This is a genomic window from Paenibacillus sp. CFBP13512 (assembly GCF_005233705.1).
GTDB lineage: Bacteria > Bacillota > Bacilli > Paenibacillales > Paenibacillaceae > Saccharibacillus > Saccharibacillus nuruki.
In genome coordinates, this window is sequence record NZ_QGAD01000002.1 from 137,940 (window position 1) to 156,007 (window position 18,068).

The 18,068-nt window shown below is 40.2% G+C and carries 10 protein-coding genes; 5 read left to right on the plus strand and 5 right to left on the minus strand.

All coding sequences use genetic code 11. From position 1 onward, the window contains the following. Nucleotides 1-55: 55 nt before the first annotated feature. A complete protein-coding gene (locus tag PaeCFBP13512_RS02990) occupies nucleotides 56-1,288 on the minus strand; it encodes an aminopeptidase (protein ID WP_069327839.1) in 1,233 nt (410 codons plus the stop codon). A 366-nt stretch (nucleotides 1,289-1,654) separates the two neighbouring features. After that, the gene (locus PaeCFBP13512_RS02995; RefSeq protein WP_137221429.1) at nucleotides 1,655-2,875 is read right to left on the minus strand and encodes a nitrate/nitrite transporter; all 1,221 of its coding nucleotides are present in this window, start codon (nucleotides 2,873-2,875) and stop codon (nucleotides 1,655-1,657) included. 437 nt (nucleotides 2,876-3,312) lie between these two features. On the opposite strand from PaeCFBP13512_RS02995, the gene PaeCFBP13512_RS03000 reads away from it, so the two are divergent. The 5 genes from PaeCFBP13512_RS03000 to PaeCFBP13512_RS03020 all read left to right on the plus strand — a co-directional run bounded on the left by PaeCFBP13512_RS03000 (nucleotide 3,313) and on the right by PaeCFBP13512_RS03020 (nucleotide 12,526). Further along, complete coding sequence (locus PaeCFBP13512_RS03000; protein ID WP_137221055.1) at nucleotides 3,313-5,532, plus strand: FAD-dependent oxidoreductase; 2,220 nt, start codon at nucleotides 3,313-3,315, stop codon at nucleotides 5,530-5,532. Beyond that, nucleotides 5,492-7,591, plus strand: a complete 2,100-nt coding sequence (nasC, locus tag PaeCFBP13512_RS03005) for an assimilatory nitrate reductase catalytic subunit NasC (RefSeq protein WP_137221057.1) — start codon at nucleotides 5,492-5,494, stop codon at nucleotides 7,589-7,591. Before PaeCFBP13512_RS03000 ends, nasC begins: the two co-directional genes overlap by 41 nt. A 193-nt stretch (nucleotides 7,592-7,784) precedes the next feature. Then, entirely contained in the window at nucleotides 7,785-8,903 is a 1,119-nt protein-coding gene (locus PaeCFBP13512_RS03010; RefSeq protein WP_161594195.1) for a GNAT family N-acetyltransferase, read from the plus strand. 69 nt (nucleotides 8,904-8,972) lie between these two features. Further along, nucleotides 8,973-10,712, plus strand: coding sequence for an ABC transporter ATP-binding protein (locus PaeCFBP13512_RS03015; protein WP_137221061.1), 1,740 nt, complete (start codon nucleotides 8,973-8,975; stop codon nucleotides 10,710-10,712). Then, the gene (locus PaeCFBP13512_RS03020; protein ID WP_069327834.1) at nucleotides 10,709-12,526 is read left to right on the plus strand and encodes an ABC transporter ATP-binding protein; all 1,818 of its coding nucleotides are present in this window, start codon (nucleotides 10,709-10,711) and stop codon (nucleotides 12,524-12,526) included. The genes PaeCFBP13512_RS03015 and PaeCFBP13512_RS03020 overlap by 4 nt, the downstream gene beginning before the upstream one ends. A gap of 106 nt (nucleotides 12,527-12,632) precedes the next feature. Here PaeCFBP13512_RS03020 and PaeCFBP13512_RS23345 read toward each other — a convergent pair whose 3' ends face one another. The 3 genes from PaeCFBP13512_RS23345 to PaeCFBP13512_RS03035 form a co-directional block, all read right to left on the minus strand. Then, a complete protein-coding gene (locus tag PaeCFBP13512_RS23345) occupies nucleotides 12,633-13,883 on the minus strand; it encodes a hypothetical protein (RefSeq protein ID WP_193555931.1) in 1,251 nt (416 codons plus the stop codon). Nucleotides 13,884-14,145: 262 nt separating this feature from the next. Next, nucleotides 14,146-14,760, minus strand: a complete 615-nt coding sequence (locus PaeCFBP13512_RS03030; protein ID WP_161594196.1) for a hypothetical protein — start codon at nucleotides 14,758-14,760, stop codon at nucleotides 14,146-14,148. A 450-nt stretch (nucleotides 14,761-15,210) separates the two neighbouring features. Beyond that, complete coding sequence (locus PaeCFBP13512_RS03035; RefSeq protein WP_137221065.1) at nucleotides 15,211-18,066, minus strand: CHASE3 domain-containing protein; 2,856 nt, start codon at nucleotides 18,064-18,066, stop codon at nucleotides 15,211-15,213. Nucleotides 18,067-18,068 lie beyond the last annotated feature (2 nt).

Genomic DNA, 18,068 nt, shown 5'->3' on the forward strand with positions numbered 1-18,068 from the left:
AAAATGATAACGCTATCAAAAATCTGTATATTAAAAAAAGATAAAGAAAAAGGGCTTAGAAAGCCCAATTTCCTTGACGAAATACAGGTTCGATCGTTCCATCTGCTAATTCTCCGTCAATATCCAGTTGATCTGATCCTACCATAAAGTCTACGTGAGTTAAGCTTACATTTGCACCTTTGCTTTGTAATTCCTCTTTCGTCATTTGTGTACCCCCTTCAATATTGGTCGGGTACGCACTACCTAGCGCAAAGTGACAAGAAGCATTTTCATCAATACCGGTATTGTAAAAGACTCGTTTTAAATGTGAAATGGGTGAATCGTAAGGAACCAACGCAATTTCTCCTAGATAAGAAGCACCTTCATCTGTTTCCAAAAGAGAAGTTAAATGTTCACGTCCTGATGTCGCTTGATAATCAATCACTTTGCCGTCTTTAAAGGTAAGTTCGATCCCTTCAACCAGACGACCGTTCAAGTTAAGTGGTAATGTGCTTCTCACTGTTCCATTTACGCCTGTACGGTGAGGCATACTGTACACTTCTTCTGTAGGCATATTGGCAACAAAGTAAACGCCTTTTTCATTTTCGCCACCGCCACCACGCCATAGATGACCTTCTGGCAAGACAACATGTAGATCGGTGCCTGGTGCACGGTAATGTAAGCTTTTATAGCGTTTAGCATTGAGAATATCCTGACTTTTTTTCAAATGATCAATATGATCTCTCCAAGCGGCGACCGGATTATCTGAACCGACACGATTCATCTGGAATACTGCTTCCCACATCGCAGATACACGTTCTTCTTCTGGCAAATCTGCAAATACTTTATTCGCCCAGGCTTGTGTAGGGGCTTTGATCAATGACCAGCTAATTCGGCTATTCCGTGTATATCCCTGATAATTTTCACGAGCAATCGCTGCTGCTTTAACAGCTGTAGATACTTTCCATGAATCGATTCCTTTGAACAATTCAGGATCTGGCACTTTAATATGTAAAATCGCTCCGCCTTCTTCAGCGAATTTCTCCAACATATCAGCATGCCATTGAGGATAATAGCCAAATGACTCGTCTGTTGCTTTTTCATAACGAATACGAGTAATCTGTTCGTCATCCCAATCGACCTGTACATACTTCGCCCCTGCTTCATACGCTTTGCCAACAATCAGACGAGTTAAGTCGACTGTTTCTAAAGGTGCTTGTACGATCAGTACTTGTCCTGGCTGAATATTGACGCCGACTTTAACAACAAGTTCTGCATATTTTTCTAACATTAATTTGAATTCACTCATTTTCTTCGCCCCTTTATGATCTTTTGTAATCACGTTACGAACAAGTAATGCAAGAATCAATTATAGATGATTTATAACTTAACTACTTAGCAAGTATATTCTTTTCATCTTGAATCAATGCTATCTATTATACTCTTTATCATCTCAAACCACACTATTTTAAACCAATTGATCTTTGGATTATCTATCTTATCTGAATGAAGAGGAGCTACCTACCTATAATCCTATACACAAAAAGCACAATCTTATCCTCTGCAATAGAGCCATAAGATCGTGCTTTTTTCATAGCATATTTAACATTATCAGTGCATATTTGGCATGATGAGTAATAGCAATCTCTGCTCAAAAGTACTGATGTGATAAGGATTAGCTTGCCTGACGTGCTGTTTTGGTAACGTTATGGTCTAACCAGCTTGTCCGCCATTTGATCTGCATAATCACTAGCAAGCTAAGGCAACATAACACAATAATACTGAGCATAATAAATCCTAATGTATAGGAGCCTGTCGCTTTGTATAGATTGCCCAAAATAAGAGGTAATGCATATCCGCCTAATCCACCTGCCGCACCTACAATCCCTGTCATTAGACCAATCTCATTTCCAAATCGTTGAGGCACTAATTGGAACACAGATCCATTCCCTGCCCCCAGACACATCATACCGACAAAGAGTAAGCTGACAACTACCGGAAGTGGTGGTAAAAACGAAACACATGCTAACATGATGCCTGCACCTGAATATAGATACATCAACATCTTGGTTCCACCGATACGATCTGCCAGAAATCCACCTACCGGACGGAAAAAGCTCCCTGCTATCACACAAATAGTAGCAATATCTGCCGCTTGTACGGCTGTTAATCCATATTGAGTATTAAAGAAAATTGTTAAGTAATTGGCAAGCCCTACAAACCCACCAAAGGTCACACAGTAGAATGCACAGAATACCCATGCATCTCGTTGTTTAAGTACGGTAGCATATTGAGATAGCTTTTTAGGTTCAGGACGGTTAGGACTGTTTTTAGCAAAAATCGTAAAGAAAATAAAAACAAGTATAATCGGAATCATGGCAATTCCAAATACAATTTCCCAGCTTCCAAAATGTTGAGCCAGTCGATTAGCAAATAAAGTAGCAATAACGGTTCCGCTATTCCCTGCCCCGGCTATCCCCATCGCAAGCCCTTGATGTTCTTTAGGATACCATTGCCCTGCAAGTGGTAAAGCAGCGGCAAAAGATGCGCCTGCTATCCCTAGCAATATCGCTACAACATACAATTGCTCTAAAGATTGCACCCATTGCCAGCCTAATAATAGTGGAATCAATGTTAAGATCATTCCGATCTGTGCGGTTAATTTGGGACCAATATAATCAGACAAGAATCCTAAGACTAAGCGTAAAATCGAACCACCTAGAACCGGTAAAGCGACTAATTGTGCTTTTTGTACAGGATCCATCGGATAATCGAGCGCAATAATTACACTAAGCGGCCCAATCATCCCCCAGATCATAAAGCTGATATCAAAGTACAAAAAAGAACCTAATAATGTAGGCTTATGCCCGCTTTGCCAAAAACTTTTTTTGTCCATCATTGTGTATCATCCTCTCCACAGTGTGTTTATTTTTTCTATAGGTAATCATAAAAAAAGCCGCAATTTGCCCTTATATTGCTGAAGGACAAGTTGCGGCTTCATTGCCGTTGTTACATGGTACACGTCATTGTGTGCCATGAGATAAATAATATGAGTGGTGTGCGATTGGCTGTCATCACAAATGTGAATTTGATTCAAATTATATGAACGACTGACTAATATGTCAATATAATTAACTCAAATTCTAATTATTTTTATTTTATGTTAATTATATTGACATTAAAAGATTGATCTATTACTCTTATCTATAAGATTTCACACAATGGAGTGTGATGATGTAACGGCAACGATGCCCTTTTCCAGAATACGGAGAAGGGCTTTTTCTGTGTAAATAACGATGCACCTTTGAAATAGAGACAAAGGAGGAACTTGTTATGCGACAACAATTAGTAGTTATCGGCAATGGCATGGCAGGTGTACGCTGTGTCGAAGAGATTTTAAAGTTAGCCCCTGATGATTTTGAAATTACGATTTTTGGTACTGAACAACATCCCAATTATAATCGTATTTTGCTTTCCAAAATACTACAGGGTGAACATACATTTGAACATATTATTTTGCATGATTGGTCATGGTATCAACAACAACAGATCACTTTATATACTAACGAAACAGTCACCCACGTCGATCCCGATACTCGCACGCTGACCACTGCTTCAGGTCTACAACAGACTTATGATACCCTTATTTTTGCTACAGGTTCTATTCCGTTTATTCCGCCTATTCAAGGTTCTGATAAAAAAGGAGTTATTTCTTTCCGTACCGTTGAAGATTGCGAACAAATGAAAACTTATGCTCAGAAATATCGTCAAGCGGCTGTGATCGGTGGTGGGTTACTTGGTCTGGAAGCTGCGCGTGGTCTGCTTCATTTAGGGATGGAAGCTCATGTTATTCACAATGCTTCATACTTGATGAATCGACAACTGGATCAACTTTCTGCGCAATTGCTACAACAAGAACTGGAACAACAAGGGATGAAATTTCATCTGAACCAAAATACGACTCGAATTACCGGAACTACGCGTGCGCAAGGGTTACGTTTTGCCAGTGGAGATAAGTTAGCGGCTGATCTGGTTGTACTGGCTGTTGGTATACGTCCTCATATCCGCTTAGCCGAATATGCAGGGCTACATGTTAAGCGTGGCATTGTAGTCAATGATTATATGCAGACTAGTATTGAACATATTTATGCTGTAGGCGAATGTGCAGAACATCAAGGCATCACTTACGGCTTAGTCGCTCCACTCTATGAACAAGGTAAAGTGCTTGCCCAGCATATTTGTCAGCAACGTCCTTATCCTTATCAAGGGTCTATCCCTTATTCTCAGTTAAAAATATCCGGTGTATCTGTATTTTCTGTCGGTGATACGACTGCTCCTGATTGTGAACCTGTTATTCAGCAATATGATGGTGTACGCAAAACATACAAAAAAGTGAGTGCTGTTGCAGGTAAGATCACAGGGGCGATTTTATATGGAGATACCGCAGAAGGCATTGCATTATTAGAAATGGTCAAACAAGGTGCATCTGTGGAGTCCTATCTTCATCCATTGGAATCTACGGCTACATTAAGCGAACAACAATCACAAAGTCCCACCGATATAGCTACTGCCAAATTAGAACATACCGCTACAGTCTGTGCTTGCAATGCAGTAACTAAAGCGACGATCTTGCAATCGATACAGACTCATGGATTGCAGACAGCAGATGAAGTTCAGCAACATACCAAAGCATCTGGCTCATGCGGAGGTTGTCGTCCGATCGTCGAATCCCTTGTGCGTTATAGCTTGGCAGATAATCAGGCACAAGCAGACCCAACAACGGCTATAGATCCTCCTTTAATAACAGAGCTTCCAGAGCATCCTGATACCGTACCTATCTGTTTATCGACATCGTTAACTCATACTGCTCTTAAAGAACAGATCAAAGATAACATATGGAACAATAATCCAGAGATGATATCTCCATTCATATTGCACGATCATGATTGTAGCACTTGCCGTACAACGATTCATTATTATCAGCATCTGTATTCAGCGAATGCTGTAGCGCAGCTAGATACCTATCGCTTACCTTATGCACAGCTATTATTAGATCGGAACTTACTTTCTTCTGATGCTATTGGTCAACAGGTTACAGATTCTAATGATGTGATCCATCAGATCAGACAATGGCAATCCACTATAGAACAGATGCCCCTACCGCATACAGTCAATATAGCGATAGCCCTTGATATCTATTCCCCTGTTAGTGTACGAGTACAAGACATCGGCATATTATATTCACCAGCAGGTTGGGAAATAAGTATAGGAGGATGCGCTACAGATCCTATTCAAGCATCTTCATTATTAACCACAGTAGAACATATCTCAGATGTACTGTACGTAGTGAATATTGCTCTGGAATTGTATCGTTATGATGCACATTACAGCGAACCGTTATGGCATTGGGTGGAGCGTACAGGGATACTTCCACTGCGAGAACAGGTCTTATCTTTATTTTACAATGAAGCGATCACTCATTCGAATGACGACTGTGAAGGAGGCGGAACTTATGATGCACACGCAATGTCCTTTTTGCAGCGTACAATGTAAAATCACTCTTCATTCCTCCGAATCTACAACATTACATCCTACTCTGCCTCTGATGACTTATCAGGCAGAAGGTACACCCAATGCGGCTTCACAAGGTCGTCTATGTATTAAAGGCATGAATGCTCATCAACATGTATTCAACCGTGAGCGATTGAAATATCCACTTATTCGTCGTCAAGGAGAGCTTGTACGTGCTTCATGGCAAGAAGTGAACGATTATATAGCCAACCGTCTGCAACAGTCTATTCAACAATCCGGGCGAGATTCGATCGGTATCTATGGTGGAGGTTCGCTCACCAATGAGACTGCATATCTATTAGGCAAATTCGCCCGTGTTGCGATAGGTACCAAATATATTGATTATAATGGACGTTTTTGTATGTCTGCCGCCGCTTCGGCTGGAAGTAAAACATTCGGGATCGATCGTGGATTAACATGTCAATTATCTGATATTCCATTAGCTAAATGTATTATTCTGGCGGGTACCAATATTGCTGAATGTCAGCCTACCTTAATGCCTTATTTTAACCAAGCCAAAGAAAATGGAGCACAGATTATAGTTATAGATCCCAGAGTGACTGCAACGGCTACCATAGCAGATATTCATTTGCAAATTCGTCCCGGTACAGATGCATTGCTAGCTAACACCATGCTCAAAATCATGTTAGAAAAAGATTGGATCGATCATGAATTTATTAAAAAGCGTACTAATGGATATGAGGAGTTAGCCGAGCTTGTCCGCGATATTGATATAGAACAGACAGCTAGCATTTGTGATGTACCTGTGACGTTAATTTATCAAGCAGCCCAAGTCTATGCTCAGGCAAGTACAGGTATTATTTTTACAGCTCGTGGCGTCGAACAACAGACCGATGGGCATTTAGCTGTCCGTTATTTTCTAAATCTGGTATTAGCAACAGGTAAAATTGGTAAACCTGGTTGTGGATATGGAGCCGTTACCGGACAAGGCAACGGGCAAGGTGGACGAGAACACGGACAGAAAGCAGATCAATTACCCGGCTATCGTTCTATTGAAAATCCAGCAGATCGTGCTTATATCTCTTCTGTCTGGAATATTGACCCTGAAGATTTACCAGATAAAGGAGTATCTGCTTACGAGATGATGGAACTTATTGATCAACAACAGATCACTACTTTATTCGTAATGGGTTCCAATCCTATAGTATCTAATCCTAATATTCCACTGGTACGTGCTGGATTAGAAAAGTTAGACTTGTTGATTGTAGCTGACTTATTTCTATCAGAGACTGCGCAATTAGCAGATATCGTGTTGCCTGTTACTGCCTATTTAGAAAATACAGGTACATTAACCAATTTAGAAGGTCGGGTACTGTTACGAGAAGCAGCCCGCCCTATTCCATATGAAAGTAAACATGACTGGCAGATCCTATGTGAGTTAGCCCGAGTACTTGGTCAGCATACAGGTTTTGATTTTGCACAGGCGGAAGATGTCTTTAATGAATTACGGTTAGCCAGTCGTGGCGGTCTTGCTGATTATTACGGTATTACTTATGATCGTCTACGTAGAGAAGAAGGAATATACTGGCCTTGTCCTTCGCTAGATCATTCAGGTGTACCTACGATGTTTGCAGATTCGTTTGCTCATGCAGATGGTCGTGCTGTATTTACATCGATTGCTAATGTAGCAACCAAAGATACGATTTCTTCAGATTATCCTCTGCTGATGACTAATGGACGTGTGCTTGCGCATTATTTAACAGGGGTACAGACCCGACGCAGTGCTACATTAACAGCGCGCGAACCGGAGAATTTTATGGAGATTCATTCTCAGACTGCTAAGCGATATCATATTAAAGATAACGATTGGGTTGAAGTCTCTTCGGTTCGGGGTTCATTTACTATTCGTTGCCGGATCAAAAATCATATTCGTGAAGATACATTATTCGTCCCGATGCATTGGGGTGGTGCCCAAAATGTAAATCAAGCTACTGATCCTACACTGGATGCTTATTGTAAAATGCCAGGCTTCAAAGTATCTGCTGTATGTATTCGTCCGGCTTCATTACGTTATCTATAATATACAGACGATCATAATCTCTAAATCTGATATATTCAGGTTTGGAGATTTTTGTATTTATACAATATATCGCCCTTGTGAACCATCGTATTTGCTCTATAACTAATGTATGCTAGAACTATCTGTAAACGACTTATTCTTTCATTTATTCGGCTTACTTTTTTCTCTATTATTCTCACGAGGAGGGCAATATATGCAAATTAGACGTGTTCTTACACATGAACTGAAGCAAGCCGCTTTGTTAGCAGAAGATGTATTTTGCGCAGATGGAGACCGATATATGGAGTCCTCTTTCCCTGCTCTTTTTCAGACAGGTATAAGTCACTCTTATGGTGCATTTACACCGGAAGGTGTATTGGTTTCTTTTATGGGAATGGTTCCGGTACAGATTCAATCCGGTACATATACAGTATCCGCCTATTCGATCGGGGCCGTCTGCACTCACCCTGATTATCGCGGGCAAGGATTAGCTGGACAGCTATTAGAGTTGTGTAGACAACATGCACGTTCAGCTGGAGCTTCAGTGTTATTTATATCAGGAGATCGTTCATTATATACACGTGTAGGAAGCGTACCCTTTGGACAAATCAGTGTATTTGAATTATCTACAGCTTCCTTTAGCACATTACCAGATGCTAGTTTGCATTTAAGTTATCGTGATCTTTTACCACAGGATATTTTTGCTGTTGCTCATCATATTCAAGCACAATATGCTCATATTCGTTGGGGGCTTGGCGATTTACAGCAGTTTATTGCTGCTCACCCGATGGCTAATATTAACAAACAGCAACAACATATTCGAGTCGCAGAGACGGCTGATCATCAGGTCGCTGGTTTTGTGATTTTGTCTATTCCATATGAAGAAGATACTGCAACATCCCGAATCGGTAGTGTGATTGAATATGGTGGTGATCCTGAAGTGGTCTATCCATTATTTGCAGACGCGATCACTCATTATCAGCTCTCTTCTCTTACCGTTCGTATTCCGTGGCAAGACAAATCATTAATCGATCTATTTCTTAAAGCAAATATTCCTGTAAGTATTGAGAAAAATGGCGGTACCTTGCTGGTATTAGATCATGATCTTCTTTTAGAACAGACGGGTGTGCAAGACTTTTTGAATGCTCATGATATCAAAGTTCAATTAGACAATGGTTATGCACTACATACACCATCTGCTTCTTACCCTTTCAATAGTGCGCAAGAATGGTATGATCTGCTTTTTGATCCTGTTGCTACATTTACCGTTGAGATGAATTTGGCTTTTCCTACTGTCCCTTTACCTTATCTATATGGATTATATTTTATCTGAACTGTTTAACAATTAGAGTTCAAGGGTTGTAAAAAGATATACCGCTTAAGAAAGAAGGAACATATAAATATGAAAGATCGGAGTATTCTAACTGATTATGTCCAAAAGCATTGGCGATATTATCTACTCGCTGTCAGTCTGATCATTCTGTCTAATATCGGGCAAGCTGCAATTCCCCGTGTACTGGGGCAATTTACAGATGCTCTGCTGAATGGTGGAATACAGTATCAAATGATTATTGAATACAGTCTGATATTAGCTGGAATTGGGATTATGTATAATCTTTTTTTCGGTGCTGGACAATTCACAGTCATGCGCTTAGGACGCAAATTCGAATTTGAAATGCGTCAAAGTCTTTTTAGCAAGTTCTCTACACTAAGTGAATATTACTTTTCCAAACAAGGTACAGGTAAATTATTAAGCTCGATGACCAATGATGTGAACTCAGTACGTGAATCGATTTCGAATGGTGTGACCATGACCACCAATGCTATTTTTCTATTTTTATCATGTATTGTGATGATGTTACTTAGTCATATTCCACTGTATCTTATTCTGGTGAGCGTGGTTCCGATGGTGGGGATTCCTTTTCTAGTGATTTACTTTGGCCCACGCATTCGCAAACGCTCGCAAAATGTACAGGAATCGTTAGCTGTCATGACAGAATCGGCAGAAGAACAGTTAAGCGGGATTCGAGTGACGAAGACTTTTGCTATTGAACCTACGGCACGTCAGCGATTTGGCACAACAGTCAATCATATTCGTGATAATCAGTTGCATCTGGTACGAATGTCATCTCTATTTCAAGCGGCTGTCCCTTTTCTAGGTGCATTGTCGTTAGTTATTTCGTTACTATATGGAGGTTATCTAACGATTCAAGGTACGATTACAATCGGTAACTTTATTGCTTTGACTTTGTATTTACGCATTATGTCAGGCCCTTTGCAACAAATTGGTAACGTGATCAATATGATGCAACGTTCAGGCGCTTCTTTGGATCGAGTGAATCGTTTACTTGCCGAAAAGCCTGATATCGAAGATCATCCTGATGCGCAACCGCTCGCTTCTACCCCTGATCTCAAAATCGAACATTTATCATTTGCTTATCCGGGCAGTGATCGTTATGCCCTATCGGATATTAATCTGCACATCGAAGCTGGACAAACGGTAGGCATTGTCGGCAAAACAGGTTCTGGTAAAAGCACACTGGTGAAGCTATTATTGCGTCTTTACGATCCACCTGAAAATACGGTCTGGTTAGGTGGCACTGATATTCGGCAAATTTCACTACAAAGTCTACGTTCTCGCATCGCTTATGTACCTCAAGATGGATTTTTATTCAGCACGACGATTCGAGATAATATTGCGTTCAGTGATCGGAATACACCGCTTGAAAAAGTAGAAGATCATGCACGACAAGCGATGATCTATGAGCCAATCTCTAATTTCCCAGAAGGGTTCGATACCAAATTAGGTGAGCGTGGTATCACTTTATCCGGTGGGCAACGTCAACGTACCAGTCTTGCTCGTGGATTGGTCAAAAAAGGGCCGATTCTAATTCTGGATGATAGTATGAGTGCTGTTGATGCTGTAACCGAAACAGGAATACTGAACAACTTAATTCGTGAACGAGATCAATATACGAACTTGATTATTTCGCATCGAATCAGTGCTGTTAAACATGCTGATCTGATTATCGTGCTCGACGAAGGTACGATTGTACAACAAGGAACCCATCAACAATTGTTGCAACAACAAGGCATCTATTCATCCTTGTATCAATTACAGGAAGAAGGGTTGCGCGCATGAGCCAGACATCTTCTACGACCAAAGCCAGTACATCCACCAGCGCTCCGATCCGATATGAAGCACTGCGTGCCATTTTAGCGTATGCTCGTCCACATCGTTGGACATTTGTTGGTATCTTCTTTGCCACGATGCTGGCGATTGCGGCTGATCTGTTACAACCGTATCTGGTCAAAATTGTGATCGATGATCATATTGCTGCCGGACAAAATGGTTTGCCTTTTTTAACAGGGATGGCGGCTGTTTATCTTGGACTCGCAGTCGTTAGTTTTATCTTTTCTTATGTACAAAGTAATCTGTTGCAATATGTAGGACAACATATTGTAGCTAGTATTCGTAATGATCTATTCGCTCATATTACCAAATTACCGATGAGCTTCTTTGATCGCTCTAGTAGTGGTGGCTTGGTGACCAATGTATCGAGTGATACTGAGACGATCAGCCAATTTTTCACGCAAGTACTATTAAGTCTGATTCGTGATGGTATGATGCTTGTGTTTATTATTTACTTTATGTTCCGTCTGGATACAACACTTGCTTGGTATTCGATGATTACGTTACCTGTTATTGCCACACTAGCGATTTTGTTCCGGGGCAAATTACGACAGGTGTATCAATATACACGTAGTCGCTTATCCAAGTTGGTCGGATTTACAGCAGAAAACTTATCTGGTATGGGATTAATCCAGATTTTCCATCAAGAAAAAGAACAGAAAAAACGATTTAATGAATACAATGCTGATTACTGGCAAGCTAATGTGGAACAATTAAAATCTAATGTATTTTTTAACCGTACCTTTGATATTTTGGGCAATATTGCACTCGTGTTAATGGTCTGGCTTGGAGGTATGGCTGTATTTAATAAGCAGATTGAAGTCGGTGTTTTATACGCTTTTATCAGTTATATTCGCCAGTTTTTTCAACCGATTAACCAGATTACGATGCAATGGAATACATTTCAATCGACCACTGTCTCAATGGATCGAATCTGGCGCATTCTCAAACTTCAACCACAGATTCAAGATCCTGCACCTGAACAAGCAGTGACGGTCGATCTAAACAAAGTCAAAGGCAAGGTGGATTTCAATCATATTTCATTCGGATATGATCAAGATCAGACGGTGATTCCTCATCTAGATCTGCATATTCAAGCAGGCGAAATGATCGGGGTTGTTGGGACAACAGGTGCTGGTAAAAGTACATTGATTGCTCTACTCAACCGTTTCTACGATGTGAATAAAGGTTCTGTGACGATTGATGATATTGATCTACGGCATATGCCACAAGAAACCTTGCACCGAATAGTCGGATTGATTCAACAAGAACCGTTTTTATTTTCCGGTTCGATTATAGATAATGTACGAATGTTCCAACCACAGATTAGTGATGAACAAGTTATTGAAGCGTGTAAATTTGTAGGTGCGCATGAAATGATTACACGATTACCGCTAAAATATGATACCCGTCTATCCGAGCGTGGAAGTGGATTATCCGCAGGTGAGCGTCAATTGATTTCATTTGCCCGTATTGTAGTGTTCCGTCCGAAAGTATTGATTCTAGATGAAGCAACAGCCAATCTAGATTCACATACCGAACAGTTGGTTCAACAAGCGCTAGATACTGTATCCCATGGACGCACAACGATTGTAATTGCTCACCGTCTATCTACGATTATGCATGCCGATCGTATTCTGGTCATGGAACACGGCGAAATTATTGAGCAAGGAACTCATGCTCAGTTAGTCGCTCAGCATGGAACATATGCCAAATTATATCTTCATGCTAGACAATCGAATCAGCAAGTCATTCAAGCTTAAAACAAATAAATCCCTTTGCTGCATACTCCTACAAGATTAAGGTCTGTCTTGACCTGATCCCGTATGCACCAAAGGGATTTTACGTTGTTCTATCATAGACTACCCATTATTTCAAAAGTCCAAGTAGATTCTTAGTAGGTGTACTTGTTGTAGGAGCCGTTGTTGTGCTAGTCGATGTTGTTGTTGGGACAACAGTAGTCGATGGTTTTGGCGTTAACAATGGACTGGTTACCGATATCAACGGTGCTGTTGTTGATGTTGTCGGTGCAGATACTAAAGGAATAGATGTATTGACTGTAATCACATTAGGTACAGTGATTGGAATATTAACAGATGTTGAACTTGTTGTTGTATTATTGGTTGTCGTATTCGTTGTTGTGCTCACTGGTGTACTGATTGTATTGGTTGTTGGTGCAGTTGTCTGTACTGGCGTTGGTGTCGGTGTAGTCTGTACTGGTACTGGTGTCGGCGTTGTTGCTACTGGCTCCGGTGTCGGTGTTGTTACTACCGGCGTTGGTGTTGGTGTAGTCTGTACTGGTACTGGTGTCGGCGTTGTTGCTACTGGCTCTGGTGTCGGTGTTGTTACTACCGGCGTTGGTGTAGTCTGTACTGGTGCTGGTGTCGGCGTTGTTGCTACTGGCTCTGGTGTTGGTGTTGTTACTACCGGCGTTGGTGTTGGTGTAGTCTGCGCTGGCACTGGTGTTGGCGTCTGTCCTGTAACATTACCTACTGTGGTTAATACGGGCTTAACCATCGTTGCAGGCGGCGCATATATACCTGTTTTAATGATAGAAGGATCTGCTTTAGGTTTGGCACCTTGGTCTGCTACAGGATTCAATTGTCCGTAGACCGCTTCTACATATTTATCATATGCATTTTTGCTAATTTCCATTTTCATCTGATGCACTTTAGAAGTCAGCGTCATTTTATCTTCAGTGGAATCCACTTTGAATCCTTTGTTAAACAAATTCTTCATCGTTTCGTCCATATTTTCTTTAGTCAGTGCCATTCCATTTTGAGCACCTAATTGGTAAAAGCTATTATTGGATAGAGCTTCATGAACTTGTTTGTGTATTTCTTGTTTACGCTCTTGTTGGTTATCAAAAAGTTCATCCAATTCTTTATCTTTTGTTTCTTTTTGGTGTAATTCTTTTTTGTATTCTTTGTTACTTTCTATCTTTTGCTCTGCTGGCGTTTTATCCGGACGATTGTTATCTGTTGTTGTAGCAGAATTAGTAGTAACAGGGCTTTTCACAGTGCTAGCTGTAGCTCTAGTTGTAGAATCATTAGAGGACGAGGAGTAGTATGAATTCTGGCTAGCCGTCGAAGAGTAACTCGCATTAGATGTAATATTCATAAGGCAGTCTCCTTCACATATTGATATTTATGAACCAGGGAGCGGCGAGTATCTTCTTTCCATTCCAAAAACATAATAGTAATATTTATCCAAATTAGTATAGTAATAATTTACTGTTTAACGACTTAGTTAGCAAGGGTAATTTGAACTATAATTTTTAAAAAATTCCATAATTTGTAATCGAATTTTGTCGAATATTAACCGTTCTACAAAAAAAGATCTTATTCGACATGACTATTCGAATAAGATCTTTTACATTATTTTATTTCACTAATCCACCAGGCAAAATAGCTCCAATGGTATTTCCATTGTTAGTGGACGATGAAGGACCTGATGATGTTGTATGACTTCCAGACGATCCGTTTGCGGAAGTACTAGAATGACTGTTATTAGAACTGTTGGTGGTTCCCGTTGTAGAACTATTGTTGTTATTGGTTACAGGTGTTGGATCTGAGGAAGAAGCAGGATCTGGTGTAACTGTGCTGTTGGTAGTAGTTGATGAAGTGGATTGAGAAGTTGAGTGTTCGGTCTGTGTTGTCGGTGAAGGAGATGAATGACTTGGTTCGGATGGTGTTGATGTAGCTTTAGTTTCGGCTACCGAGTTCTCTGGATAGACAGGAGCAGGCGAATCTTCGATATCGGTATACGCTTCTGCTATTTCTTTGCCGTATACTGTTTTGACATATTGATTATACGATTCTTTGCTAATCTCGAGCTTGAGTTGATGGAGTTGAGAGCTAATCGTTAATTTTTGCTCATCGGTTTCTATTTGAAAACCTTTGGCAACAAGATGTTTGACCGTATCTTCATAATTGTCTTTATTCAATGCTAGCTGATTATCAATGCCGATCTGTGCAATCCCCTGATTGGCTAACATCTCATAAGCCATTTTGTTGATTTCTTCTTGTTTCTTTTGTTGCTTTTCAAAAAATTGATCAGCTTCCTGTTTTTTTAATTCTTTTTGCTGATCTTCTTTTTTGTATTGCTTGGTTTCTTCTAATTGCTGTTCTTGGAGACTTTTTTCGCTGGTTGGTAAGGCTGTAGTTTTGACATCATGATCTGTTTTGGGTAACGATCCAGAGGGCTTGTTAACCGAGTCTTGGCTAGCTGATGCGTTGTATCGGGATTGCTAGCTCCCGCATAGCCTGTAGATGAAGAAATGTTCATCATTCGTACTCCTTTTTTTAAAATAATTCTCTTTTTTCATCAAGTTAGTTAGCATTATTAATAGTTCAAATTTACTATTAATTACACTTTTCGACAAGGGTATTAAGACCCAAACGCAAAAAGATACCTTCCTTTTGGAAAGTATCTTTTTGGATTCTATTTATGTTGTAAAATAATCATTCTGTGTTTTGCCTAGCCAATGCTCGATACGAAGCAATACTTGTTGCATTTCCAGTGGCTTACTCATGTAATCTGAAGCTCCGGCTTGAATTGCTTTTTCACGATCTTCTTTCATTGCTTTGGCAGTGAGTACAATAATCGGCACCTGCGCATATCCATACAGATTACGAATCGTACGCATCGTCTCATACCCATCTAATTGTGGCATCATAATATCCATCAGAATGAGATCAATATCCTGTGTCATATGCAAAATTTCCAGAGCATCTCGACCATTTTGGGAAATCAGAATATTAACACTATGACGCTCTAACAGACTTGTTAAAGCATACACATTCCGAATATCATCATCAACGATTAGAATTTTCTTACCATCTAGACCTTCATATTGTTCTGTATTGAGATCAGTTGGAGTTAGGTTAATCGTATTTTCATTATCGTGCAAAGCTAAGCGGTCTGTTTCAGCATACGATGCAGCTAGACGTGCTGACTGAAGCGGTAGATTGAGATCCGAATCAGTATCCATAACATTCAGCGACTCTTTTTCAAAAAAGACGGTGTGACTGATCGGCTCTGCTACTGTAAACAATTCACTCTCATCATTAGGATCCGACTCCAAACAAGGAATATAGAACGTAAAGGTACTACCTTCACCCACCTGACTTTCCAATGTAATCTCTCCGCCTAACAAATGAGCCAATTGTGAGGAAATCGACAATCCTAATCCTGTACCACCATATTTGCGAGCGGTAGCTCCATCAGCTTGTCTAAAGGCTTCAAAGATTAAGCGGCTATTTTCAGGTGAAATGCCTATACCTGTATCACGAACAACAAAAGCAATCATTGGTTGATCCGATTGATATTCCTGCGTCTGTACACGATCTAACTTCTCAATCGTTAACGTGACACCGCCCACTTCAGTAAATTTGAAAGCATTGGATAATAAGTTACGAAGCACTTGCTGTAGACGCATATCATCGGAGTAGATCAGATCAGGCACATTATCTTTCACATCAATATCGAAGTAAAGATCACGCAATGCTGCACCTTCTTTGAAATAACGCTCCATTTGTTCAGGAATGGCTTGAGTGCTAACTGGATCGATCTCAATATGCATTTTACCGGCTTCCACTTTGGATAGATCAAGAATATCGTTGATCAGATTAAGCAAGTCTTTGCCTGAATGATGAATAATCGAAGCATATTCTTGCTCTTTCTCTGTTAACGTATTCGCACTATTTTCAGACAGAATTTGTGAAAGAATTAGCATACTATTAAGCGGTGTACGTAATTCATGGGACATATTTGCCAGAAATTCTGATTTGTACCGTGAGCTCACTTGTAGCTGTTGTGCATATTTATCCAGTTCAATCGCTGTACTTTCCGCAGCCATTTTACCTTGTTCCAAACGTTCATTCAGCATCTGCAACTCTTCAGTCTGCATATGCAGTTCATCTGCTTGGGTCTGAAGTTCTTCGGATTGGACTTGTAATTCTTCCGATTGAACTTGTAGTTCATAGTTCATATTCTGAGAATCATGATACATCTGCTCAATCTTTTTACGAATCAATAATGAATTCATCGTTACTGCAAAAATATTGAGTAAATGTTCAAATAAATCGGATTGTTCGATCGTCATTGGCTCGATAAAAGCAATTTCAACAACCGCTAGTACTTTACCTTCAAACATAATCGGAGCGGCTACTAAAGCTTTGGCTTCGGTACTACCCAGACCTGAATTGATCTGAACATAACCTTTAGGAAGCGGACTGTACGTTAACATTCTTTTTTCAACAATACATTGCCCTGCTAATCCTTCGCCTTCTGTAATATAAGCTGCACCTAATTCAATATCTGTATGATGTGCGGCAAATGAAGCTGTTTTGACCCAGCCTTCTTCTTCATTTTCGCTATCATAATAGACCACTCCATATGAAGCATCAAACCATTTATTCATTTTGGTTAGTAATGCAGAAGATAGCGATTCTATACGATCAGATTCTTGAAAACGAGTTGATGCAATCGCAATCTGGTCTTTGATCCAATTCTCATGCTGGACATGATCCAATAATTGATTGGTCGCTGTACCCAGTTCTGCAATCTCATCACGGGTACGAATAGTGATCCGTTTGTTCAGATCGCCACCTTCACCAATATCATGAATCGTATCGGTGACATCGCGTAATGTTCGTACAATCTGGCGAGCAATCACCCATGCTGTTATCAACGATACAATCGCAACTACAATCCACAAGGTCACCATCGCTACAAATAAACGTTGATTGCTAGCAGCAATACTTTCAATACGTGCATCTGTGAGTGCTTTTTCAGTTGTCCGAAAAGCTTCTAGCTCACTGCGTAATCGATCAATCTGTTGCTTACCCGGATCGACTTTGAAAAATTGCGTAATTCCAGCTTCATCGTTATTACGTCTCATCTGTAGAACAGGATCGCCGGCATCTTCAATCCATTTCTCTATACCTGACTTGATCGTTGTCAAATTGCTACGTTGCAATTCGTTATCTTCCACTAGAGTGACTAACTTGTTATAATCAGATTCCCATTGCAGAACCCCATTATTGTAGGGATCCAGATAACTATCATCACCAGTCAAAGCAAAGCCGCGCTGTCCTGTCTCCATATCAAGCACATGCTTTTCGATCAGATTGGTTAAGTTATGAACTTCCAGATCATGATCATTTATATATCTATTTTCCTGTTCTAATTGATTCACACGTCCAGACATCATCAATAACACAACGCCTACGCATAAAATAATCACAACATACCCAGAAATAATTTTGGTGCGAATACTCCAATTTGCACGCTTGGGCAACC

Bases quoted from the DNA above. Each gene is read 5' to 3' on its own strand.
- PaeCFBP13512_RS02990 (WP_069327839.1), bottom strand. From the start codon at position 1,288: ATGAGTGAATTCAAATTAATGTTAGAAAAATATGCAGAACTTGTTGTT.
- PaeCFBP13512_RS02995 (WP_137221429.1), bottom strand. From the start codon at position 2,875: ATGGACAAAAAAAGTTTTTGGCAAAGCGGGCATAAGCCTACATTATTA.
- PaeCFBP13512_RS03000 (WP_137221055.1), top strand. From the start codon at position 3,313: ATGCGACAACAATTAGTAGTTATCGGCAATGGCATGGCAGGTGTACGC.
- nasC (WP_137221057.1), top strand. From the start codon at position 5,492: ATGATGCACACGCAATGTCCTTTTTGCAGCGTACAATGTAAAATCACT.
- PaeCFBP13512_RS03010 (WP_161594195.1), top strand. From the start codon at position 7,785: ATGCAAATTAGACGTGTTCTTACACATGAACTGAAGCAAGCCGCTTTG.
- PaeCFBP13512_RS03015 (WP_137221061.1), top strand. From the start codon at position 8,973: ATGAAAGATCGGAGTATTCTAACTGATTATGTCCAAAAGCATTGGCGA.
- PaeCFBP13512_RS03020 (WP_069327834.1), top strand. From the start codon at position 10,709: ATGAGCCAGACATCTTCTACGACCAAAGCCAGTACATCCACCAGCGCT.
- PaeCFBP13512_RS23345 (WP_193555931.1), bottom strand. From the start codon at position 13,883: ATGAATATTACATCTAATGCGAGTTACTCTTCGACGGCTAGCCAGAAT.
- PaeCFBP13512_RS03030 (WP_161594196.1), bottom strand. From the start codon at position 14,760: ATGTTAGCCAATCAGGGGATTGCACAGATCGGCATTGATAATCAGCTA.